At 60.6% G+C, this 22,568-nt stretch carries 19 protein-coding genes and 1 tRNA gene; 15 read left to right on the top strand and 5 right to left on the bottom strand.

All coding sequences use genetic code 11. The annotated features are described in order from the left end of the window. Nucleotides 1-22 precede the first annotated feature (22 nt). Nucleotides 23-814, top strand: coding sequence for a class II glutamine amidotransferase (locus tag BN1130_RS00825; protein ID WP_042039744.1), 792 nt, complete (start codon nt 23-25; stop codon nt 812-814). A 112-nt stretch (nt 815-926) separates the two neighbouring features. Here the strand turns inward: BN1130_RS00825 and purN are convergent, their stop codons facing one another. Both purN and purM read right to left on the bottom strand, forming a co-directional pair. Beyond that, nucleotides 927-1,565 carry a phosphoribosylglycinamide formyltransferase gene (gene purN, locus BN1130_RS00820; protein ID WP_042039669.1) on the bottom strand — a complete coding sequence of 213 codons (639 nt, stop codon included), beginning with the start codon at nt 1,563-1,565 and terminating at the stop codon, nt 927-929. After that, a complete protein-coding gene (gene purM / locus BN1130_RS00815) occupies nt 1,562-2,599 on the bottom strand; it encodes a phosphoribosylformylglycinamidine cyclo-ligase (RefSeq protein ID WP_084218089.1) in 1,038 nt (345 codons plus the stop codon). Before purM ends, purN begins: the two co-directional genes overlap by 4 nt. 178 nt (nt 2,600-2,777) lie before the next feature. On the opposite strand from purM, the gene upp reads away from it, so the two are divergent. The 3 genes from upp (at nt 2,778) to hda (ending at nt 5,444) form a co-directional block, all read left to right on the top strand. After that, complete coding sequence (upp, locus tag BN1130_RS00810) at nt 2,778-3,404, top strand: uracil phosphoribosyltransferase (RefSeq protein ID WP_005893847.1); 627 nt, start codon at nt 2,778-2,780, stop codon at nt 3,402-3,404. A gap of 232 nt (nt 3,405-3,636) precedes the next feature. Next, complete coding sequence (locus BN1130_RS00805) at nt 3,637-4,650, top strand: DUF2066 domain-containing protein (RefSeq protein WP_042039665.1); 1,014 nt, start codon at nt 3,637-3,639, stop codon at nt 4,648-4,650. 92 nt (nt 4,651-4,742) lie between these two features. Further along, a complete protein-coding gene (gene hda, locus BN1130_RS00800; RefSeq protein WP_042039664.1) occupies nt 4,743-5,444 on the top strand; it encodes a DnaA inactivator Hda in 702 nt (233 codons plus the stop codon). Nucleotides 5,445-5,548: 104 nt separating this feature from the next. On the opposite strand, the gene aceA is transcribed toward hda, so the two are convergent. The 3 genes from aceA to BN1130_RS00785 form a co-directional block, all read right to left on the bottom strand. Continuing rightward, the gene (gene aceA, locus BN1130_RS00795) at nt 5,549-6,862 is read right to left on the bottom strand and encodes an isocitrate lyase (protein ID WP_042039663.1); all 1,314 of its coding nucleotides are present in this window, start codon (nt 6,860-6,862) and stop codon (nt 5,549-5,551) included. Nucleotides 6,863-6,934: 72 nt separating this feature from the next. Further along, nucleotides 6,935-8,542, bottom strand: a complete 1,608-nt coding sequence (gene aceB, locus BN1130_RS00790) for a malate synthase A (RefSeq protein ID WP_042039662.1) — start codon at nt 8,540-8,542, stop codon at nt 6,935-6,937. Between the two features lie 1,099 nt (nt 8,543-9,641). Then, nucleotides 9,642-9,718: transfer RNA gene (locus BN1130_RS00785), tRNA-Pro, on the bottom strand. Nucleotides 9,719-9,926: 208 nt separating this feature from the next. Between BN1130_RS00785 and tadA the strand changes: the two genes are divergently transcribed. From tadA to BN1130_RS00725, 11 genes are all read left to right on the top strand, one after another. After that, entirely contained in the window at nt 9,927-10,427 is a 501-nt protein-coding gene (tadA, locus tag BN1130_RS00780; RefSeq protein WP_042039743.1) for a tRNA adenosine(34) deaminase TadA, read from the top strand. Between the two features lie 254 nt (nt 10,428-10,681). Beyond that, a complete protein-coding gene (locus BN1130_RS00775) occupies nt 10,682-12,919 on the top strand; it encodes an ABC transporter permease subunit (RefSeq protein WP_042039661.1) in 2,238 nt (745 codons plus the stop codon). A 14-nt stretch (nt 12,920-12,933) separates the two neighbouring features. Then, the gene (gene pstA, locus BN1130_RS00770) at nt 12,934-14,583 is read left to right on the top strand and encodes a phosphate ABC transporter permease PstA (protein ID WP_042039660.1); all 1,650 of its coding nucleotides are present in this window, start codon (nt 12,934-12,936) and stop codon (nt 14,581-14,583) included. A 361-nt stretch (nt 14,584-14,944) separates the two neighbouring features. Continuing rightward, nucleotides 14,945-15,763 (top strand): phosphate ABC transporter ATP-binding protein PstB, encoded by an 819-nt coding sequence (pstB, locus tag BN1130_RS00765; RefSeq protein WP_042039658.1) that lies wholly within the window; start codon nt 14,945-14,947, stop codon nt 15,761-15,763. Nucleotides 15,764-15,831: 68 nt separating this feature from the next. Continuing rightward, nucleotides 15,832-16,542, top strand: coding sequence for a phosphate signaling complex protein PhoU (gene phoU / locus BN1130_RS00760; protein WP_042039656.1), 711 nt, complete (start codon nt 15,832-15,834; stop codon nt 16,540-16,542). 111 nt (nt 16,543-16,653) lie between these two features. Next, nucleotides 16,654-17,385 (top strand): AraC family transcriptional regulator, encoded by a 732-nt coding sequence (locus tag BN1130_RS00755; protein WP_052448154.1) that lies wholly within the window; start codon nt 16,654-16,656, stop codon nt 17,383-17,385. Nucleotides 17,386-17,502: 117 nt separating this feature from the next. Beyond that, on the top strand, nt 17,503-17,841 hold the full coding sequence (locus BN1130_RS00750; RefSeq protein ID WP_042039742.1) for a tRNA-binding protein: 339 nt from the start codon (nt 17,503-17,505) through the stop codon (nt 17,839-17,841). 126 nt (nt 17,842-17,967) lie between these two features. Then, complete coding sequence (gene paeA, locus BN1130_RS00745) at nt 17,968-19,287, top strand: polyamine export protein PaeA (protein ID WP_042039654.1); 1,320 nt, start codon at nt 17,968-17,970, stop codon at nt 19,285-19,287. Beyond that, complete coding sequence (locus BN1130_RS00740; RefSeq protein ID WP_042039653.1) at nt 19,284-19,826, top strand: hypothetical protein; 543 nt, start codon at nt 19,284-19,286, stop codon at nt 19,824-19,826. The genes paeA and BN1130_RS00740 overlap by 4 nt, the downstream gene beginning before the upstream one ends. A 327-nt stretch (nt 19,827-20,153) precedes the next feature. Further along, nucleotides 20,154-21,056 (top strand): homocysteine S-methyltransferase family protein, encoded by a 903-nt coding sequence (locus BN1130_RS00730; protein WP_042039651.1) that lies wholly within the window; start codon nt 20,154-20,156, stop codon nt 21,054-21,056. Between the two features lie 10 nt (nt 21,057-21,066). Beyond that, entirely contained in the window at nt 21,067-22,470 is a 1,404-nt protein-coding gene (locus BN1130_RS00725; RefSeq protein ID WP_042039650.1) for a basic amino acid/polyamine antiporter, read from the top strand. Nucleotides 22,471-22,568: the final 98 nt, after the last annotated feature.

Genomic DNA, 22,568 nt, shown 5'->3' with positions numbered 1-22,568 from the left:
TGCGGGCAGGGGGAGAATGATCATGTGTGAACTGCTCGGCATGAGTGCCAATGTACCGACCGATATCTGCTTCAGTTTTACCGGACTGATGCTGCGCGGCGGCAAGACGGGCCCCCACAAGGATGGCTGGGGCATCACCTTCTATGAAGGAAAGGGGTGCCGCACCTTCAAGGATCCCGAGCCCAGTGCCGAATCCCCCATCGCCAGGCTGGTGCAGGCGCTGCCCATCAAGAGCCGCGCCGTGGTGAGTCACATCCGTCAGGCGAACCGGGGTTGCGTCTCGCTGGAGAATACCCACCCCTTCACCCGTGAGCTGTGGGGCCGTAACTGGACCTTCGCCCACAACGGCCAGTTGACCGGTTACAAGAAGCTGGCGACAGGGCGGCACAGGCCCATCGGCGATACCGACAGCGAGCATGCTTTCTGCTGGTTGCTGAGTCGGCTCGAGCAGAAATATCCCCGTCGTCCCGCCAACTTCCCGGCCATGTTCCGCCATCTGGCGAGCCTGTGCGACGAGCTGCGCGCCCTGGGGGTATTCAACATGCTGCTCTCCGATGGCGAGTACGTGATGACCTATTGCAGCAACAACCTGCACTGGCTCACCCGCCGGGCGCCCTTTGGCGAGGCCCGTCTGCTCGATGAGGACGTGGCCATCGATTTTCAGAGTGAGACCACCCCCAACGACGTGGTGACCCTGATAGCGACCCGGCCGCTGACCGGCAATGAATCCTGGCAGCAGATGACGGCGGGGGAGCATTGCCTGTTTCGACTCGGCGAGCTGGTGTCACGCCAGGGCGGCAAGGGGGCTGCCTGAATCAGGCCGCTATTGACGACCGACTGGTCAGAGGGATCGCAGGATAAAGAAGAGGGAGGCCCATGGGCCTCCCTCTTTACGTTTCTGCTACTGGTCGGTGCCGGACCCAGACTCAGTCGTTGGCATAACCGGCCTGGCCAAGAGGCTGGCCATCGAGGTGGGCTCCGCTGGCATCACAGCGCAATCTGCCCTGACAGAACCACTGAACCACCAGGGGGTAGAGGCTGTGTTCCTGCACCTGCACCCGGGCCGCCACATCGCTCGCCTCATCTTCCGGGAAGATGGGGACCCGCGCCTGCAGCACCACGGGGCCGCCATCGAGCTCCTCGGTGACGAAGTGGACGCTGGCGCCATGTTCCTTGTCACCGGCCTCGATGGCGCGTTGGTGGGTGTGCAGTCCCTGATACTTGGGCAGCAGGGAGGGGTGGATGTTGAGCATGCGTCCCTGATAGTGACGCACCAGGTCCCCGGTGAGGATCCGCATAAAGCCGGCCAGCACGATGAGGTCCGGCTGGTGGCTGTCGATGCGGGCCATCAGGGCGGCATCGTAAGCCTCGCGGCTCTCGAAGCCCTGATGGGCGAGCACCTCGGCGGCAACCCCCGCTTGCTGGGCCCGCACCAGACCATAGGCATCGGCCTTGTTGCTGATGACCGCCACGACCTGGCCGTCAATCCGCCCCTGGTCGCAGCCATCCAGTATGGCCTGCAGGTTGCTGCCGCTGCCGGAGATAAGCACGAGGATACGGGTCATTTGATGATGACCTGCTCCTCGCCATCGGCGGCCTTGGCGATATGACCAATGTGCCAGGCGTTCTCACCCTCTGCCTTGAGCAGCGCCAGCGCCTTGTCCAGCTCGCTGGCGGGCAGGGCGACTATCATGCCGACGCCGCAGTTGAAGGTGCGATACATCTCGAAGCGGGTGACGTTACCCGCTTGCTGCAGCCAGCTGAACACCGCCGGCCACTGCCAGCTCTGCTCGTTGATCACCGCCTGGGTATTGGCGGGCAACACGCGGGGGATGTTCTCCCAGAAGCCGCCGCCGGTGATGTGGGACAGGGCGTGGATCTCGCACTCTTTGATGAGCTTGAGTACGGGTTTGACATAGATGCGGGTCGGTTCCAGCAGGGCATTGGCCAGGGTGGTCTCACCCAGTGGCTGCTGCACATCGGCGCCGGACACTTCCAGGATCTTGCGGATGAGGGAGAAGCCATTGGAGTGGGGGCCGCTGGCGGCCAGGGCGATCAGGGCATCACCCTCACCGACCTTGCTGCCGTCGATGATCTCGCTCTTCTCGACCACACCGACACAGAAGCCGGCGATGTCGTAATCATCCCCCTCATACATGCCAGGCATCTCGGCGGTTTCGCCGCCGACCAGGGAGCAGCCGGACTGCTCGCAGCCCAGGCCAATGCCGGTCACCACGCTGGCGGCGGTGTCCACGTTCAGCTTGCCCGTCGCATAGTAGTCGAGGAAGAACAGCGGCTCGGCGCCTTGCACTATCAGGTCATTGACGCACATGGCCACCAGATCGATGCCAACGGTATCGTGTTTCTTCAGATCGATGGCCAGACGCAGCTTGGTCCCCACACCATCGGTACCGGAGACCAACACTGGCTCCTTGTAGCCCGCCGGGATTTGACACAGGGCCCCAAAGCCGCCAAGACCACCAAGGACTTCAGGACGACGAGTGCGCTTCGATACGCCCTTGATACGTTCAACCAGTGCGTTGCCGGCATCGATATCAACGCCAGCATCCTTGTAGCTCAGTGAGGTTTTGTCAGTCACGCGAGTAGTCCCCGTCATGTATAGAAGTGGAGGGTAAAATTCGGGGCACATTCTACCAGCCAGGGCCGAAAACCAGAAAGGAAATCGTTTGCGCGTTTTTCCCCGGAAAAGCTCTACAGCCAAGGGTTTTTATTGTATGATTCCGCGATTTTTCTTGCGGCAGTTAGAGGAGATAATAATGAAGGTCATCGAAGCCAAACACCCCCTGGTCAAGCACAAGATTGGCCTGATGCGCGAAGGCGACATCAGCACCAAACGCTTTCGTGAACTGGCCAAAGAGGTTGGCAGCCTGCTGACTTACGAAGCCACCTCTGACTTCGAAACTGAGAAGGTCACCATCAATGGCTGGAACGGCCCGGTAGAAGTTGACCAGATCAAGGGCAAGAAGGTGACGGTCGTGCCTATCCTGCGCGCCGGTCTTGGCATGATGGATGGCGTGCTCGAGCACATGCCGAGTGCCCGGGTCAGCGTGGTGGGCATCTACCGCGATGAAGAGACCCTGCAGCCGGTTCCCTATTTCGAGAAGATCGTCAGCAACATCGAAGAGCGTCTGGCCCTGGTCATCGACCCCATGCTGGCCACCGGCGGCTCCATGATCGCCACCATAGACCTGCTCAAGAAGAAGGGCTGCCACTCCATCAAGGTGCTGGTGCTGGTTGCCGCCCCGGAAGGACTCAAGGCCCTGGAAGCCGCGCATCCTGATGTGGAAGTCTACTGCGCCGCCATCGATGACGGCCTGAACGAGAAGGGCTACATAGTCCCGGGTCTGGGCGATGCTGGCGACAAGATCTTCGGCACCAAGTAAGCCCGATTAGTCAGCTCAAGAGACGCCTGACAGATATCGGGGCGCAGATAACCCTCACAAAAGCCGACCCCAGGGTCGGCTTTGTCATGTCTGGCTGTTTGCTCATTCGGGCAAGGGGTACCGGGCATCGACCCCTTGTGAGTTGTGGCGTCGGCAGCGAACCCGGCTTGCTGGCGGATAGGGCTTGCCGCTACCATATCACCACATCCTGTTCGCCAGAGAGCTGTTTCCCATGCATAAATGTCTGTTCGCCCTCTGTGGCGCCCTGTTTGCCTGCACCCTGTCAGCCGCTCAGGTCAACGATCTCTACCAAGGCATGGCGCCAACCAGCGGCGACATGACGGCGGCCCAGGGCCAGGCGCTGTCTCAGGTGCTGGTCAAGGTGAGCGGCAAGCGCGATATTCTGGCGCAGCCTGAGGTGGTCAAGGCGCTGGCTGCCCCCAAGGAGTTTGTGCAGCAGTACGGCTATCAGGATGAGGGCCAGGTGCAGATGCTCAAGGCGCAGTTCGTGGCCGCCAAGGTCAATGCCCTGATCGCGGCCAGCAAATATGCGCTGCTTGGCCCCGCCCGTCCGCAGCTTGCGTTCTGGTTGGTTCAGGACGACGGGGAGCGCCGTATCATTTCGGATCAGTCCGGTGATGGCTGGTCTCCTGTGCTGCGCAGCCAGGCCCAGGCCCTGGGGCTGCCGGTCAGCATCCCTCTGATGGATTTGGATGACAGCATGGCGGTCAGTGCCACCGATGTCTGGGGTCGTTTCGCCGGCCCCATCCTCAAGGCCAGCCAGCGCTACGGTGCCGAGATGGTGGTGTTGGGCCAATTAGTGGCCAAAGGGGAAGAGTGGACCCTGGATTGGGCCCTCTATGGCCCCAAGTCAGGGGCAACCGAGCAGCTGACCAAGGGGGAGGTGCAAGGTAGCCAACAGGAGATCGCCACCGGTTTGGCCGATGCCCTGGCCGGTTGGCTGGTGGAGAACTATGGCGCCCGTCTTGGCGGTGCCAGCTCGAGCCAAGCCTTGCAGATTGAAGGGGTGCAGGGCATCGATGACATGATCAGCCTGCAAAAACTGCTGCAGGGCATGGCGAGTGTCACCCAGGTCACCATAGGCCAGCTCAATGGCGACAAGGTCAACTTCTCTCTCACCTTGCAGGGGGACAGAGCCGAACTCATTCGCGGCCTGGAGCTCGAACCCAGGTTGCAGCGTCTACCCGATGAGGGCAATCTGCGTTACCAATGGTCGCAGCCTTAGTGCCTGCCGCCGCCGGGCTCCGGTCCGGCGGTTCTCTATCTGGCCGAGCGATGTTACACTAGCGCACAAATGTCACAGTCAAAGCCCACCGAGTGAAGCAACCGGCCCAACTGTCTTTAGCCGTACAACTTCCGGATGATGAAACCTTCGTCAGTTTCTATCCCGGCAACAACGCCCATCTGATCACGGCTCTGAAGAATGCCGCCATCGGTCAGGGCGCACCTTTCCTCTATTTCTGGGGTGCCAAGGGCTCAGGCCGCTCCCATCTGCTGCATGCCACCTGCGCCGAGGTCAACGCCCGCGACGCCGCCGCCGCCTATCTCTCCCTCGATCAGTTTGAAAAGCTGGATCCCAGCATGCTCGATGCCATGGAGAGTCTGCCCCTGGTCTGCCTCGACAGTCTGGAGGCCATTGCTGGCAACAGCCTCTGGGAGCGGGCCCTGTTCGATTTTTACAATCGCTGGCAGGAGAAGGGAGAGGGAACGCTCGTTGTGACCGGTTGCAGTGCGCCGCGCAAACTGGGGCTGCAGCTACCGGATCTGGCCTCACGCCTCGACTGGGGGGTCTCCTTCCAATTGCAGGAGCTCGATGATGAGGGCAAGCTCAGTGCCCTGCAACTGAGGGCCGAGCTGCGTGGTTTCAAGTTGCCCATCGATGTGGGCCGCTTCCTGCTCAATCGCCTCTCCCGTGACATGCGCACTCTGCTCAGCACCCTCAATCAACTCGATAACGCCTCCTTCAGCGCCAAGCGCAAGCTCACCATTCCCTTTGTGAAAGAGATCCTCGCGCTCTGATCCTGTCGGGCACCGGCGACATCAAGCCGGGCGTGCGAGGCGAGCGAAACAGAAACCCCGGCACCAGGCCGGGGTTTTTTATCAGTGCGACTCACGTACTCAGATCAATGGAACTGATCTTCTTCGGTGGAACCGGTCAGTGCCGTGACCGAGGATTGACCGCCCTGGATGACGGTGGTGACCTTGTCAAAATACCCGGTACCCACCTCCTGCTGGTGTGCCACGAAGGTGTAACCACGGCTTGCCGCGGCAAACTCCGGCTCCTGCACCATCTCGACGTAGTGCTTCATCCCCTCACCACGGGCGTACTGGTAGGCCAGTTCGTACATGTGGAACCACATGTTATGAATGCCGGCGAGGGTGATGAACTGGTACTTGTAGCCCATGTCGGACAGCTCCTGCTGGAAGCGGGCGATGGTGGCATCGTCCAGGTTCTTCTTCCAGTTGAAGCTCGGCGAGCAGTTGTAGGCCAGTATGGTGTCCGGGTACTGCGCCTTGATGGCCTCGGCGAACTGACGTGCCTCGTCCAAGTCCGGCCTGGCGGTTTCGCACCACACCATGTCGGCGTAAGGGGCATAGGCCAGGCCGCGGGAGATGGCCTGCTCGATACCCGCTTGCACCTTGTAGAAGCCTTCGGCGGTACGCTCACCGGTCAGGAAGCCGGCATCGTAGGGATCGGCATCCGTGGTCAGCAAGTCGGCCGCGTTGGCGTCGGTGCGGGCGATCACCAAGGTGGTGGTGCCGCACACATCTGCCGCAAGGCGAGCAGCAACCAGCTTTTGCACCGCTTCCTGGGTCGGGACCAGCACCTTGCCGCCCATGTGGCCGCACTTTTTCACCGAGGCGAGCTGATCTTCGAAGTGCACGCCGGCGGCGCCCGCTTCAATCATGCCCTTCATCAGCTCAAACGCGTTCAGCACCCCACCGAAACCGGCTTCGGCATCGGCCACGATCGGCAGGAAGTAGTCGATGAAACCGGCATCCTGCGGGCCAACTTTATTGGCCCACTGGATCTGATCGGCGCGGGCGAAGGAGTTGTTGATGCGCTCCACCACGGACGGGACAGAGTTGGCCGGGTAGAGGGACTGGTCCGGGTACATGGTGGAGGACAAGTTGTTGTCCGCCGCTACCTGCCAGCCTGAGAGGTAGATCGCCTCGATACCGGCCTTGGCCTGCTGCACCGCCTGGCCGCCGGTCAGGGCGCCAAGGCAGTTGACGTAGCCCTTCCTGGCGCTACCGTGGATCAGCTCCCACAGCTTGTCGGCGCCGCGCTGGGCCAGGGTATGGGCGGGGACCAGGCTGCCACGCAGGTTCACCACGTCTTCGGCGCTGTAGCCGCGTTTGATCCCTTTCCAGCGGGGGTTTTCTGCCCAGTCTTTCTCGATAGCCTGGATCTGTTGCTCACGGGTCAGTGCCATATCAGTTCCCTCTTTCATTGATTTCACGTGTCCATTGTTTTGTTATTGGCGAGCCCCGCCCGGGGCCCGGATTCAGAGCCGCTCGTAACCGGGCAGCGTCAGAAAATCGATCAGGGTGTCGGCACAGGTGATCTGCTCCATCAGCTCGCTCGCTTCGGCAAAGCGGCCGGCCTGCCAGCGGGCATCGCCCACTTCGTGTTTGACCACCTGCTGCTCCTCGACCAGCATCTGGCGGAACAGCGCCTTGGTCACCACCTGGCCGTTCGACAGGCTCTTGCCGTGGCGGATCCACTGCCAGATGGAGGTGCGGGAGATCTCGGCGGTGGCCGCGTCTTCCATCAGACCGTAGATGGGCACGCAGCCGTTGCCGCCTATCCAGGCTTCCAGATATTGCAGGGCGATGCGGATATTGGTGCGCATGCCCGCCTCGGTGCGCTCCCCCTCGCAGGGAGCCAGCAGCTCGGCGGCGGTGATGGGGGCATCTTGCTCGCGCAGTACGCCTATCTGATTCTTGGCGCCGGCCGGGATGGCGGCGTTGAACACCGCCATGGCGGTATCGGCGAGGCCGGGGTGGGCCACCCAGGTGCCGTCGTGACCATTGCTCGCTTCCCGTTTTTTATCTGCTTTGACTTTCGCGAATACCTGCTCATTGACGGCAGGGTCCTTGGCCGGGATGAAGGCGGCCATGCCGCCCATGGCGAGGGCGCCGCGTTGGTGGCAAGTCTTGATCAGCAGCCGTGAATAGGCGCTCAGGAACGGCTTGTCCATGGTGACCACCTGGCGGTCGGGCAGCACCCGATCCGGATGGTTCTTCAGGGTCTTGATGTAGCTGAAGATGTAGTCCCAGCGGCCGCAGTTCAGCGCCACTATGTGATCCTTCATCTGATAGAGCAGCTCGTCCATCTCGAACACCGCCGGCAGGGTTTCGATAAGCACGGTGGCCTTGATGGTGCCGCGGGGCAGGCCGAACTTGTCTTCGGTCCAGGCGAACACCTCGCTCCACCAGCGTCCTTCCAGATGGCTCTGCAGCTTGGGCAGGTAGAAGTAGGGACCCGAGCCCTTGGCCAGCAACGCCTTGTGGTTGTGCAGGAAATAGAGCGCGAAGTCGAACAGGCCACCGGGGATGGGGGCGCCATCGAAGGTGACGTGTTTTTCCGGCAGGTGCAGGCCGCGCACCCGGCAGATCAGTACCGCCGGATCGGCCTTGAGGCTATATGACTTACCTTCCGGGCTCTGGTAGGAGACGGTGCCATTGACCGCATCGCGCAGGTTGATCTGACCCTCGATCACCTTATTCCAGGACGGTGCCAGTGAGTCTTCGAAGTCGGCCATGAACACCTTGACGTTGGCGTTGAGGGCGTTGATCACCATCTTGCGCTCGACCGGGCCGGTGATCTCCACCCGCCTGTCCTGCAAGTCGGCGGGGATGCCGCGCACCGTCCAGTTGCCCTCGCGGATATGGGCGGTTTCGGGCAGGAAGTCCGGCAGCTCGCCACCGTCGATACGGGCCTGACGGGCGATGCGCTGCTTGAGCAACTCTTTGCGCTGGGGAGCGAAATGTTCCACCAGTTCGGACACCAGCGCCACCGCTTCCGGTGTCAGTATTTGTGAATACTCGGGTTGCATGGGGCCTTTAATGCGAAGGCGATCACTGCAAAGGGCCTGGGCCGGTGCCGACATGGGGGTCACTCCTGTGAAAATTACATTTTGAACTAAATAACTACGACTAAAGTCGATCCCTGTTCACTGTTACCCTTGGTCATGCCAGGTAACATGATTGTTAAGGTGCTGAAAATAATGAGTGTCGTCAACCTCTATTTTAAAACACCTGTTTTCATATCATATATAAGTATATGTTTTATATTGATTTGATTGGATTGAGTAAAAGCTCCATCCAGATGGAAATACTCTTGTTGGGCAGAGTCACCTCGACGGTCTCTCTGGGGAAGGTGGTACACAGCATTATGTTGCTTATTACGTAATTTAATTACAGATGCAAGGGGAGATCCCGACCTCACTCCAGGCCTGGAATAATGGCGTGTATGAGTGCGCTTTATTGAGCCCATAGGCAGCAGGGCCCTTGTCGGGAAAGGGAAAAGTCGATTTGTTTAAAACTGGGCTCCCTTGGGGAGCAGGGGGTGGCGATCCGGGGGGCTGGGTATCAGATTGAAGCGCAATAACGTAGGTTTGTATCTAATGCCAGCGAGGGCGCTCTCGACCCAGGCACAACGGCATCAGTACAATATGCTAACTTATTTGTTTTTTGTGAAATATAAGACTTTTTTATCTCGGGCGGCTCATTCTGTTGCTGAGGGCGGGGTAAAAGGCCCCATGGCCATGAATAAGGGTCAGTACTCTTCGTCCGGTTCGGCAAGATCGATGATGTCGAGCCGAACAACCTGTTCGTCATCGGGTTCTTGGGAGGGGATATGGGACTGAAGCTGGGTGGTCATGTCTGCTTGCCTCTGGGTAGATTGCAAGCCGGTGGGTCGGATCCTTACCCTGTGAGTGTGCATTCCTAGCGAGTGCCGGCACAAAGGCGCACATCCTAGCGGCTTTATGAAAAAGGCTCAAGCGGTTCTGTATATAAATCACCCCGACTCTGAGAGGACTATTCATTAAGGGGTGGAAGGCGCATTGCTATGAGGGGTTATAGGGGGGCTGTGTGTCTGAGGATGGCGGGCCGTGAGCCGACGAAGAGGTGAGATGGGTAGCCAGGGGGCAGATGGCAGCCAAAAAAAAAGCCCAGTCGTTAGACTGGGCTATTTTCGGGGAATGATGGTCGGCGTGAGAGGATTCGAACCTCCGACCCCTGACACCCCATGACAGTGCGCTACCTGGCTGCGCTACACGCCGACTGCGTCAGCTTGGCTGACGGATGGGAAGTCTAATGAGATGGTCTTTGCGGCGCAAGTCCTTTTTTATCAGGGAGATGCCGATTGCTTCTTTATTGTGCAGACGAGATGTTTCTTGGGCTCTTCGGGAGGATTTGGCATAATCGCCCCCCGATTTTAATCGCCTGTTTACCCGTGTCACCGCCAAGGGGGAGAGTTTGGAAACCGAGATGTCCGCGCAGGATGAAATCTGGATGAGGCACGCCATGGCCCTGGCCGCCAGAGCCGAGGGGATGGGCGAGATCCCGGTCGGCGCTGTGCTGGTGCTGGGGGATCAGATAGTAGGGGAGGGGTGGAATAACGCCATCACAGGTCATGACGCCTGCGCCCACGCCGAGATCATGGCGATCCGCGCCGCCGGAGCGCATCTGCAAAACTACCGTCTGCTCGACACCACCCTTTATGTGACCCTGGAGCCTTGCTGCATGTGCGCAGGTGCCCTCATTCACAGCCGGGTCAAACGGGTGGTCTATGGCGCGACGGATCCTAAAACGGGGGCGGCGGGTTCTGTGTTCAACATATTGCAGGATGAACGTCACAACCACCGGATAGCGCTGCAGGCAGGGGTGCTGGCCGAGGCATGCTCCGCCCAGCTCTCTGCTTTCTTCAAGCGACGCCGCGCCGAGCAGAAGGCGGCCAAGGCGCAACAGCCAAGCCACTTGGCGCCCTGAGGCGAGAGCGGTCCCGCATCCATTCCAGGATGCTGTCATGGCCCGCTCCACTGAGCCGGCCATGGCGCGCGGGCTTGCCGCCGTTTCCCTTGGCCATGTGCGGGACTGGTTCCCATTTCGCCTCGCTATTCAACACCTTGGCAGAAGGCATCCCCTCGAATATCGGCCTCGCACAAACTCCCTCCCTCATGTAACAAAACTGTCATGCAACCGCCATATAATGCCGCCAAGCCTAGCTCACATTGAGGTTTTGCATGTCATCGGAATCGATTCACCTGATCATGGCGGGCAGCAGAAAGCGCCGGATCAAGGACAAACTAGCCAAGTATGGCGTCACCGCAGGGGGAACCCTGGTGTTGGTGGCGCTCTTGCTCATCTTCTTCTATCTGCTCTATGTGGTGAAACCCATCTTCGACGGTGCCTCCATGGCTCCGCTCTCCAGTTTCTCCTTGCCGGTCAAGGACAAGACGGCCCTGATCGGGGTCGAGGAGCAAAACGAGATAGGGTATCGCTTCAGTGACAAGGGGGAGGTCAATTTCTTCGCACTGCAAGATAATGCTCGCTTCAAGGCTGGCGAGGCCATCGGCCAGGCTCAGGTGCCAGGGGAGATAAGCGCGGTCGCGATCCCGACCCCGGGCAGATCCTACCTGACCTATGGCTTCCAGGATGGCAAGGCGCTGGTGGTGGAGCCTAAATTCAAGGTGAGCTATCCCAAGGATGTGCGACTGATTGAACCCGTGCTGGGTTACCCCTTCGGCGAAGAGCCGATCGTGGTGGATCCTCAGGGCAAGCCCCTCAGTCAGCTGGTGTTTGAGGCAGGCAAAGACAAGATGGTGGCGGCGGCATTGACCCAGGATGGCCGCGGCGTCATGGCGGTGATGAGCGGCGAGGAGAACTTCATCTCCGGTGAGGTGGAGTGGACCAACAAGAGCTACCCCATTCCGGCCCTGCCCCGCCAGGTCGATCAGATGCTGTTGACCCCTAATCTGCGCATCTTGCTGGTGCGTTCTGGCAACCGTCTCTCCGTTTATGACATCCAGAGCCTCGACGACATCCAGCTGCGCGATGTGCTCGACATCAATGCGCCCAATGCCAATGTCACCCAGCTGGCACTGCTGGCCGGGGCCTCTTCCATCCTGGTGGGCAATGATAACGGCGTTATCTCCCAGTGGTTTGAAGTCGCCAAGAACGGCAAGCGCGAGTTTACCTATATCCGCGATTTCAAGAGCGATGGCCCCGTGGCGCAGCTCGCGCCGGAACAGTTCCGCAAAGGCTTCGTCTCGGCGAGCCAGGATGGCACCATCAACTTCTTCCATGCCACCGGTGAGTCCAAGCTGCTGGGCGAGAAGATAGACGGCGGCGGCTTCAACGGGGTGGCCATCTCTCCGCGTCACAACTTGCTGCTGCTGCAACAGGGCAACGAGATCAAGAGCTACTCGGTGAAGAACGAGCATCCCGAGGTGACCTGGTCCGCGCTCTGGCAGGAGGTGTGGTACGAAGGTTATCCCGAGCCCATGTATGTCTGGCAGTCTACCTCCGCCAGCAATGACTTCGAGCCCAAGCTGAGCCTGATCCCCATCTCGTTCGGGACCCTCAAGGCGGCCTTCTACGCCATGCTGTTCGCCGTGCCGATTGGGGTGGCCGGTGCCATCTACACCGCTTACTTCATGTCGGCCGGGATGCGTAAATTCGTCAAACCGACGGTGGAGATCATGGAGGCGCTGCCGACCGTGATCCTGGGCTTCCTGGCCGGTCTCTGGCTCGCCCCCATCGTCGAGGATTATCTGCCCGGCATCTTCATGATGCTGGTGATGCTGCCCTTAGGCATGCTGCTCACGGCCCTGGCCTGGCATGGCTTGCCGGGCAAGCTCAAGCAGCTGGTGCCCGATGGTTCACAAGCCATACTGCTCATCCCAGTGGTGCTCTTCATCGGCTGGCTGGCCCTGCACCTGAGCCCCATGGTGGAACACACCTTCTTTGGCGGCGACACCCGCAGCTGGCTCACCAACGAGATGGGCATCAAGTTTGACCAGCGCAACTCGCTGGTGGTAGGCATCGCCATGGGCTTTGCGGTGATCCCGACCATCTTCTCCATCGCCGAAGACGCGGTCTTCTCGGTGCCCAAGCACCTCACCCAAGGTTCGCTCGCCCTGGGGGCGACCCCCTGGCAGACCCTGAGCCGGGTGGTGATCCTGACTGCGAGTCCGGGCATCTTCTCGGCGGTGATGATGGGCCTTGGCCGCGCGGTGGGCGAGACCATGATAGTGCTGATGGCCACGGGCAATACCCCCATCATGGACTTCTCCATGTTCCAGGGGCTGCGTACCCTGGCGGCCAACATCGCGGTAGAGATGCCGGAGTCCGAGGTGGGCAGCTCCCACTACCGGGTACTCTTCCTCGCCGCCTTCGTGCTGTTTGTGTTCACCTTTCTCGTCAACACCCTGGCTGAATTCGTTCGCCAGCGTCTGCGTGAAAAATACAGTTCCCTGTAGTGAAGGAATCGACAATGGGTAAGTGGTTTAAATCAGGGGCCCCCTGGATCTGGATGACGGGCGGCGCTGTCAGTCTGAGTCTGGTCGCCGTGCTGGGTCTGTTGTTGCTCATCGGTTGGCGTGGTCTCACCTACTTCTGGCCGCACCCCATCTATGAGTGGCAGGTACAGGACGCCAACGGCGCCAAGAGCACCCTCATCGGCGAGATCAATGACAGGGAGCTGGTACCGGTCGAGCAGTTGCGGGCTTCCGGTCTGGCCTTGGCGGGGGAGGAGCGCAAAGACTTGACCCGCTATCTGGTCAAGACAGGCAACCGTGAATTCGTGGGACTGGATTTTCGCTGGGTGCTGGAGACCGACATCCTGTCTCGCAGCCAACCCAAGGAGCTGGCGGTACTCGAGCGCAGCACCAATGGCAACTTCTATGGCTACCTGAGTTCGGCGCGGGAGGATGGCAAGCTCATCACCACTGACTTGCACACCGTGCTCGCGCGGATGCTGGCACGCAGCAATCGCCTCTCCGAAGAGGCCAATGCCCTGCAAAAAGGCGACATAGGCAGCATCAACTATGAGCTCGAAAAATTGCGTCTCAAGGAGCGCAAGGCCGAGCTGGACGGGGAGCTGACCGATAGCCTCAAGGCTGACTTGGCCAAGCGGCGCGCGACCCTCAACGCCGATTACCTGGTGCTTGAGAAGCAGCTATTCGAGCTGCGCCGCCAGGCCGATCGCGATGCCATCAAGGTGCGCGACATGCGTGGGGTCGAGGTCGAGATGCCCATGTCCAAGGTCTTGGACATCACCTGGCCCAATGATATGAGCCTGTTGGGCAAGGTGGGGCACTGGTTCCATCAGATAGGCAAGTTTGTCAGCGGCGAACCCCGCGAGGCAAATACCGAAGGGGGTGTCTTCCCGGCCATCTTCGGCACCGTCTTCATGGTGATACTGATGGCCATCATAGTGACCCCGCTCGGCGTCGTGGCGGCCGTTTACCTGCATGAATATGCGGGCAAGAATGGCCTGACCAAGCTTATCCGGATTGCGGTCATCAACCTGGCGGGTGTTCCTTCCATCGTCTATGGCGTATTTGGTCTGGGTTTCTTCGTCTACACCCTTGGGGGGTCGCTGGATCAGCTGTTCTATCCGGAGGCGCTGCCGAGTCCGACCTTTGGCTCCCCCGGGGTCATCTGGTCGGCGCTGACCCTGGCCATCCTGACCCTGCCGGTGGTGATCGTCTCCACCGAAGAGGGGCTGGCGCGGATCCCGAGCACGGTACGTCAGGGCTCCCTTGCCCTGGGGGCGACCCAGGCCGAGACCCTGTGGCGTATCGTGTTGCCCATGGCGAGTCCGGCCATCATGACCGGTCTTATCCTGGCCATTGCTCGTGCGGCGGGTGAGGTGGCTCCGCTGATGCTGGTCGGTGTGGTCAAGCTGGCACCGACCCTGCCGGTGGATGGCAACTTCCCCTACCTGCATGTGGAGCGCAAGTTCATGCACCTGGGCTTCCACATCTATGACGTGGGCTTCCAGAGTCCGAACGTGGAAGCGGCCAGGCCGCTGGTCTATGCGACCTCGTTCCTGCTGGTGACCGTCATCGTCGGGCTCAATCTGACGGCTATCGGTATTCGTAACCACTTGCGCGAGAAATTCCGCTCTTTGGAACATTGATGCGGCTGTCCGGACTGATGTTGAGACAAGGGATGAACAGCATGAACCTGACCGATATCACCGGCATTCGTAACCACTTGCGCGAGAAATTCCGCTCTTTGGAACATTGATGCGGCTGTCCGGACTGATGTTGAGACAAGGGATGAACAGCATGAACCTGACCGACATCACCGGCATTCGTAACCACTTGCGTGCAAAATTCCGGTCGCTGGAGCATTAATCTGGCGTTCCGAACCGAGACAGGGGTAACCGATGGGCGGCTTGACAGCGAGCCGCCATCCTCGCTACCCACGCATTCCGGCCGCTGACCCATCAGGTTTCAGCCGTCCAGACAAGAATTTGAGACTTTTGAGGTAAACAGATGATCAACGTGACGCCGACTTCGACCCTGCACAAGGCCCTGGATCTGGGCAAGCTGACCCCGGAGCAGACTGCCCTTGAGGTCAAGGACCTCAATCTGTACTACGGCAGCAAGCAGGCGCTGTTCAATGTGAATATGAAGATCCCCAAGGGGCAGGTGACGGCCTTTATCGGCCCGTCCGGCTGCGGCAAGTCAACCCTGCTGCGCTGTATCAACCGGATGAACGATCTGGTGGAGATCTGCCGCATCGAGGGCGAGATCCAGTTGCACGGTCACAACATCTATGACAAGAACGTAGATGTGTCGGCCCTGCGCCGCCGGGTCGGCATGGTGTTCCAGCGTCCCAATCCGTTCCCCAAGTCCATCTATGAGAACGTGGTCTATGGCCTGCGCCTGCAAGGCATCAGTGACAGGCGCCAGCTCGATGAAGCCGCCGAGCGTTCCCTGCGCGGTGCGGCGCTCTGGGAGGAGGTGAAGGATCGGCTGCATGACAACGCCTTCGGTCTGTCCGGTGGTCAGCAGCAGCGTCTGGTGATCGCCCGTGCCATCGCCATCGAGCCGGAAGTGCTGCTGCTCGATGAACCCACCTCGGCGCTCGATCCCATCTCGACCCTGACCATCGAGGAGCTGATCAACGAGCTCAAGACCCAGTTCACCGTGGTCATCGTCACCCACAACATGCAACAGGCGGCGCGGGTCTCGGATCAGACCGCCTTCATGTACATGGGCGAGCTGATTGAGTACGCGGACACCAATACCATCTTCACCACCCCGACCAAGAAGAAGACCGAAGATTATATCACCGGCCGTTATGGCTAAGCGCGAGGGACAAGGATGAGGGCCCATGGCCATCCTGGGATATAATCGGACCGACAAGGATTATTTGTATGGACAATATGAATCTCAATAAACATATCTCCGGCCAGTTCAATGCCGAACTGGAGGGCATCCGCAATCAGGTGCTGGTGATGGGTGGGCTGGTCGAGCAGCAGCTCATCGATGCCATCGCGGCCATCCATGGTCAGGACCTGGAGGCGGCGCGCAAGATCGTCATCAACGACCACAAGGTCAACGCCATGGAAGTGGCCATCGACGAGGAGTGCACCCGCATCATCGCCAAGCGACAGCCTGCGGCTTCTGACTTGCGTCTGGTGATGGCCATCATCAAGACCATCTCCGAGCTCGAGCGCATTGGTGACGTGGCGGACAAGATAGCCCGCATGCTGACCAACAACGCCAACAAGCCGCAACCGCCGCTGGTATCCCTCGAGAACATGGGCCGCCGTACCATCAAGATGCTGCACGATGTGCTCGATGCCTTTGCTCGCATGGATCTGGACGCGGCCATCACCGTCTACAAGGAAGATGACAAGGTAGACCGGGAGTACGAGTCCATCATCCGCGAGCTGATGACTTACATGATGGAAGATCCGCGCACCATACCTCAGGTGTTGAACGTGCTCTGGGCGGCGCGTGCCATCGAGCGGGTCGGCGATCGTTGCCAGCATATCTGCGAATACATCATCTATTTCGTCAAGGGCAAAGACGTGCGTCACACCAAGGTGGACGAGATCAACGAGCTGCTCGGCAAATCCTGATGGCTTGAGCCACCAGCTAGATCGCAACGACGGGGCCCAAGCCCCGTCTTTGCGTCTGGGCACGGCGCTGTTAGCATGAGCTCTTCCCTTGGCCTTGATGGAGCCTGCCGGATGGAATCGTTAAGCCTGCGCCGCTACAGCGCGCAGACCACCAGTCACCGCCATGACCATGCCCAGCTGGTATTGCCCCTCGATGGCCCCCTCGAGATTGAGGTGGCGGGAGCGGCCCGGCGACTCCAGCCAGGCTGGGTGTGCGTGATTGCTCCCGGGGAGCGTCACGATTTTTCCGCCGATCCCGCCCTGCCTTTCCTCACCCAGGATGCCCACTGGCTGCCGCCGGCCCTGCTTGAATGCCCTTTCCTGCCCTTGAATGGGGATCAGCGGCGTTACCTTGCCTTTATGCGCCCCCTGCTCGAGCGTGGCCAGGCCCCCCTTGGCATGGGTGAACTCTGGCTGCGCTTGCTGGGGCAGGGGCGGGGGATAAGTCCGCGTCTCAACCGGGTGCTGGTTCACATGGATGCTCATCTGGATCAGCCTCTGCCGACCGCGGAGCTGGCTGCCAAGGCCTGTCTGGGCATCAGCCGCTTCAATCAGTTATTCGCCAGCGAGATGGGCACCAGTCCGGCCCTCTACTTGCAGCGCCGCCGCCTCGAGCGAGCGCAAGATCTGCTGCGGTTCACCGACCTTGCCATCGGTGAGGTGGCGGCCCGCGTCGGATACCAGAGCCAGGCGGCATTCAGTCAACGTTTTATCAAGGTGCTTGGGCAGACCCCTTCCGCATGGCGCAGGCTCCATGGCGCCCCAGGCTTGCCAAGCGAGAGCGGGGAACAACCCGGAGCATGAGCCGTTACCTGTGAAAGTGATGGTTCACGACAACAGTTCGGCGTTTGGCAACAGCAGTCTGTCCCGGCTCATGGCATGCTTGCCTGACATAAATGGCCAAGAGGCAGGATGAACAAGATGGAAGAGATAAGCTGGGATGACTTTGCCAAGGTGGCATTGATGGTGGGCACTGTGGTGCGGGTTGAGCCCTTTCCCGAGGCGCGCCGTCCCGCCTACAAGGTCTGGGTCGATTTTGGTCCAGAGGTGGGTGAGCGCAAGAGCAGTGCCCAGATCACGGATCTCTATCGCCCCGATGAGCTGGTCGGACGCCAGATAGTCGGGGTGGTCAACTTTGCGAGCAAACAGATCGGGCCCTTTCGCTCCGAGTTCCTGCTCACCGGCTTTTATCAGGCGGATGGCGCCGTGGTGATGGCCGTGCCGGAGCGAGCGGTGCCCAACGGGGCCCGTTTGGGCTAACTATCACACTCATCGGCAGAAATCTGGTAAAATGGGACACCGATGTGGCGGCTGTCATGCCACATCCGGCCCCAGAGGGGCCCAGTTAGCGTCTTGTGCCAAGACGGGTGTTGAAATAGGTTAACCATGAGTTTTGCCGATAGTTTATTTTTACTCTTGCTGCTGATTGCCGGTAGCGTGTTTTTCTCCCTTTCTGAAATTTCCCTCGCCGCCTCCCGCAAGATCAAGCTGCAGGTGATGGCCGATGAGGGGAACCGCCAGGCCGCCAAGGTACTGGCCCTGCAGGCCCAGCCGGGCAACTTCTTTACCGTGGTGCAAATTGGCCTCAATACCGTCGCCATCCTCGGCGGTATCCTGGGCGAGTCGGCCCTGAACCCTGCCATCAAGACGCTGATCGCCGGCCTCTATCAGGGACCCTGGCTTGGCCAGATAAGCTCGGCCGCTTCCTTCGTGTTCGTCACCAGCATGTTTATCCTGCTGGCGGATCTGATGCCCAAGCGTCTGGCCATGACCATGCCCGAGCGGATCGCCGTGGTGGTGGTGAGGCCCATGATGTTGTTCGTGGTGCTATGGATGCCCCTGGTCTGGTTCTTCAACGGCCTGGCCAACCTGCTGTTTCGTCTGCTGCGCGTCTCCATGGTGCGCAACGACGAGATCACCTCGGATGACATCTATGCGGTCATGGATGCGGGCGCCGCCGCCGGTGTGCTGCAGCGCGAAGAGCACCAACTGATCGAGAACGTGTTCGAGCTGCAATCCCTTGGGGTGACCTCGGCCATGACGGCCCGGGAGAGCCTCATCTACTTCACCCTGCAAGAGAGTGAAGAGAGCATCAAGGCCAAGATCGCTGAACACCCCCACAACAAGTTTCTGGTGTGCGATCACAACCTCGACAGCATCAAGGGCTTCGTCGATGCCAAGGAGCTGCTGATCCGCGTCATCAGTGGCCAGAGCATCGATCTTATCGGCGGCAATCTGGTGCAGAACGTCATCATCATTCCCGATACCCTCAACCTCTACGAGGCGATGGAGTACTTCAAGAATCACAGGGGCGATTTCGCGGTGGTGATGAACGAGTACGCCCTGGTGGTCGGCATCGTCACCATGAACGATCTGATGAGTACCGTCATGGGGGAGTGGGCTACCCACGTGGTGGAGGAGCAGATAGTCCAGCGGGATGACAACTCCTGGCTGGTGGATGGGGTTACCCCCATCACGGACGTGATGCGCTGGTTCGACATCGAAGCCTTCCCCGAGATGCAGAACTACGAAACCATCGCCGGTTTCATCATGTTCATGCTGCGCAAGATCCCCAAGCGTACCGACTCGGTCAAGTACGCGGGTTACAAGTTTGAAGTGGTGGACATAGACAGCTACAAGATCGATCAGCTGCTGGTCACCCGGATAGAGGCCACCCCGACCGAGAAGGTCACTCTGGAGTCATGATGATGCGTGCTGTTTTGCGGCCCCTGGCCGTTCTCTCACTGGTGGCCCTGCTTGGCGCCTGTACGTCCCCCGCGCCCAAGCCGGCGGTGATTGCCCCCAAACCGGTTCAGGCGAGCCAGCCGGTGGTGGTGGCCGCGCCGGACCCGGATGCGGTGGTACAGAGTGACGCCGCCTCGCCGACCCCTGTCTTCGACGAGCAGTATCATGGCCCGGATCAGGGCTCCCTGGAATCGGTCACTGCGCTGTTCGCCCGTGGCTACCTGGAGTCGGCCCTGCGTGAAACCATGCTGGCGGCGGTGCAGACCGATTATCCGCTGCTCGGCATGCGCGATGTGCGCATGAGCGATCCCGTGAGCAAGTTCCTCGGCTCAGCCAAGGCCAGTGGGCTCGCGAATGACTATCTGCGCGCCGGAGTCGAGCGCCGTCTGGGCCATCCCTTGAGCGCCGGCCAGTGGCAGCAGATTTGGCAGGGGCTGCCCAAGCAGGGGCGGGTGTCCGACTGGTCCTTGCAACTCAAGCGGGTGTTGGCGGGGCGCTAAGCCGCCATGGTTGTCGGCGAGAGCCACTTCGCCAGCATCCATCTCAAGAGGCCACCCCAGGGTGGCCTCTTGCCGTTCAGGCCGCGGGTGTCAGTGATGTTTGGGTCTGTCATGGCGCCCTCCCTATTTTCCAGACTCGACCCCTCATCCATCACCATTGCCTCGATACTGCTCTGTGCTGTTCGGTCGTTCGCAGATCCCGATTGCGTCCTCTTTTGCTTTCCGTCATGATGCTTCGGCATTCTAGCCATCTAGATGTTTTGATGGCTTAACTGTTGATTCACACAATAATCACCCGCCATGACGGGGAGACGCAGAGAGACAGAGATGGAAAATAACGATGTGGTGGTACTCGATGGTGGCATGGGTCGTGAACTGGCCAGGCGAGGGGCACCCTTCCGCCAACCGGAATGGTCGGCGCTGGCCCTGATGGAGGCGCCCGAGACGGTGCGTGATGTGCATCGAGCCTATGTGGCGAGCGGGGCCAGGGTGATCACCACCAACAGCTATGCCCTGGTGCCGTTTCACATCGGGGACGAGGGGTTCGCGGCCCATGGGCAGGCGCTGGCCGCACTGGCGGGCCAGCTGGCCCGGCGTGTGGCCGATGAGGCGGATGCCGGGGTGCGAGTGGCAGGCTCGCTGCCACCGCTGTTTGGCTCTTATCGCCCTGACCTGTTCGAGCCGGCGCGGGTGCACGAACTGGCCGGGCCTTTGATCTGCGGGCTGGCTCCCCATGTGGATATCTGGCTGGCCGAAACCATGAGCCTGATCGCCGAGCCCCTGGCGCTCAAGGCCTTGCTGCCCGAGGATGGCAAGCCCTTCTGGGTCTCCTTCACCCTGGAAGATGAGACGCCAGGGAGTGAGCCGACCCTGCGCTCCGGGGAGCGGGTGGCCGATGCCGTCACTGCGCTGGCCGCAGCCGGTGCGGAGGCCATCTTGTTCAACTGCTGTCAGCCCGAGGTGATCGAGGCGGCACTGCGGGTCGCGGCAGACAGGTTGCAGGCTAAGGGCCTGACCCATATCCGACTGGGGGCGTATGCCAACGCCTTCCCACCCCAGCCGAAAGAGGCAACCGCCAACGATGGACTGGATGAGATCCGCGCCGACCTGGGGCCGCAGGATTACCTCGGCTGGGCAGAGCGTTGGCGCGAACAGGGGGCGACCCTCATCGGGGGTTGCTGTGGCATAGGTCCTGAACATATTCAGGCCCTGACCAGCCGCCTGCGCTGAGGAGCCCATGATGAAAGAGAACCGGATAGGACTCTGGTCCCTCACCGCCCTGGTGTTCAGCTCCATGGTGGGGGCGGGCATCTTCAGTCTGCCCCAGAACATGGCCGAGGTAGCCGGTGCCCGCGCCGTGTTGATAGGCTGGGCCATCACCGGAGTGGGGATCCTGGCGCTGGCCACCTGCTTCTTGTACTTGTCACGGCTGAGGCCGGATCTGGATGGGGGCATTTACAGCTATGCCAGAGCCGGTTTTGGGGATCTGGTGGGCTTCTTCTCCGCCTGGGGTTACTGGCTATGCGCCACCATCGGCGTGGTGGGTTACCTGGTGATCGCCTTCGCGGCCCTTGGCAGCGTCGTCGATACCCCCGAACGGGTCTGGTTCGGTGAGGGCAATACCCTGTGGGCCTTCCTTGGCGAGTCCTGCATCCTCTGGGCCGTTCACCTGCTGGTGGCCCGTGGCGTGCAGCAAGCCGCCCTGTTCAACCTAGTGGCGACCCTGGCCAAGAGCCTGCCGCTGCTGCTGTTCGTGCTGTTTGCCTGCTACTACTTTGACCCGCTGACCTTCGCTCAGGATCCGGCGGGCAGCACCTTGGCGGTGCCGGTCTCCGAGCAGGTGCGCAACACCATGCTCATCACCCTCTGGGTCTTTACCGGTATCGAAGGGGCGGCCGTGCTGTCGGCCCGGGCGAGAAACAAGCGGGACGTGGGCACGGCCACCGTGCTGGGCGTGGTGCTGGCACTGCTGCTCTATGTGCTCATCTCCGTGCTCTCCCTCGGTATCTTGAGCCGCCCCGAGCTGGCGGCCCTGCCCAATCCCTCCATGGCGGGACTGATGGCAAACATGACGGGATCCTGGGGCAAAGCGCTGCTCAGCCTGGGGCTCATCGTCTCGGTGCTCGCCTCCTACGTGAGCTGGACCCTGTTCTCGACCGAGGTGCCGTTCAGCGCCGCTCGCCATGGGGCCTTCCCGGCCATCTTTCGCCGTCAGAATAAGAGGGGGACGCCCATCGCCTCCCTCTGGCTCACCAGTGTGACGGTACAGGGCTGCCTGCTGCTGGTCTGGCTACTTGGCAAGGGGTACACCAGCCTGCTGCTCATCTCCACCTCCATGATACTGGTGCCCTACCTGTTGATTGGCCTCTTCCTGCTCAAGCTCTGCCTGAGGGGAGAGGGCAGGTTGCAGATGATCGCCGTGGCGGTGTTGGCGAGTGGTTATGGCCTCTGGCTGCTCTATGCCGCCGGGGTGGAATACCTGCTGCTCTCGCTGTTGCTCTATGGCCCCGGCCTGCTGCTGTTTCTATACAGTCGGCGCCAGCTTGATGGCGATCAGCGACTCAGTGGCCGGGAACGCTGGCTGGCCGGGATCACCCTGCTCGCCCTGCTGCCGGCCCTCTGGTCGTTCACGCATCCGCTCTGATGGGCAAGGGGCGCCCCCCATGTTCATGACATCGTCTGTGAAAAAGGGGAGCCATAGTGGCTCCCCTCATTGTTTATCCTGTCCCGTCCTGAATATGG

Source organism: Aeromonas rivuli (genome assembly GCF_000820045.1).
GTDB classification, from domain to species: domain Bacteria; phylum Pseudomonadota; class Gammaproteobacteria; order Enterobacterales; family Aeromonadaceae; genus Aeromonas; species Aeromonas rivuli.
Note: the sequence above shows the minus strand (reverse complement) of the source record. Positions and strands in the feature narration are given on the sequence as shown.

Bases quoted from the DNA above. Each gene is read 5' to 3' on its own strand.
- BN1130_RS00825 (WP_042039744.1), top strand. From the start codon at position 23: ATGTGTGAACTGCTCGGCATGAGTGCCAATGTACCGACCGATATCTGC.
- purN (WP_042039669.1), bottom strand. From the start codon at position 1,565: ATGACCCGTATCCTCGTGCTTATCTCCGGCAGCGGCAGCAACCTGCAG.
- upp (WP_005893847.1), top strand. From the start codon at position 2,778: ATGAAGGTCATCGAAGCCAAACACCCCCTGGTCAAGCACAAGATTGGC.
- BN1130_RS00805 (WP_042039665.1), top strand. From the start codon at position 3,637: ATGCATAAATGTCTGTTCGCCCTCTGTGGCGCCCTGTTTGCCTGCACC.
- aceA (WP_042039663.1), bottom strand. From the start codon at position 6,862: ATGGCACTGACCCGTGAGCAACAGATCCAGGCTATCGAGAAAGACTGG.
- aceB (WP_042039662.1), bottom strand. From the start codon at position 8,542: ATGTCGGCACCGGCCCAGGCCCTTTGCAGTGATCGCCTTCGCATTAAA.
- tadA (WP_042039743.1), top strand. From the start codon at position 9,927: ATGTCCGCGCAGGATGAAATCTGGATGAGGCACGCCATGGCCCTGGCC.
- BN1130_RS00775 (WP_042039661.1), top strand. From the start codon at position 10,682: ATGTCATCGGAATCGATTCACCTGATCATGGCGGGCAGCAGAAAGCGC.
- pstA (WP_042039660.1), top strand. From the start codon at position 12,934: ATGGGTAAGTGGTTTAAATCAGGGGCCCCCTGGATCTGGATGACGGGC.
- pstB (WP_042039658.1), top strand. From the start codon at position 14,945: ATGATCAACGTGACGCCGACTTCGACCCTGCACAAGGCCCTGGATCTG.
- phoU (WP_042039656.1), top strand. From the start codon at position 15,832: ATGGACAATATGAATCTCAATAAACATATCTCCGGCCAGTTCAATGCC.
- BN1130_RS00755 (WP_052448154.1), top strand. From the start codon at position 16,654: ATGGAATCGTTAAGCCTGCGCCGCTACAGCGCGCAGACCACCAGTCAC.
- BN1130_RS00750 (WP_042039742.1), top strand. From the start codon at position 17,503: ATGGAAGAGATAAGCTGGGATGACTTTGCCAAGGTGGCATTGATGGTG.
- paeA (WP_042039654.1), top strand. From the start codon at position 17,968: ATGAGTTTTGCCGATAGTTTATTTTTACTCTTGCTGCTGATTGCCGGT.
- BN1130_RS00740 (WP_042039653.1), top strand. From the start codon at position 19,284: ATGATGATGCGTGCTGTTTTGCGGCCCCTGGCCGTTCTCTCACTGGTG.
- BN1130_RS00730 (WP_042039651.1), top strand. From the start codon at position 20,154: ATGGAAAATAACGATGTGGTGGTACTCGATGGTGGCATGGGTCGTGAA.
- BN1130_RS00725 (WP_042039650.1), top strand. From the start codon at position 21,067: ATGAAAGAGAACCGGATAGGACTCTGGTCCCTCACCGCCCTGGTGTTC.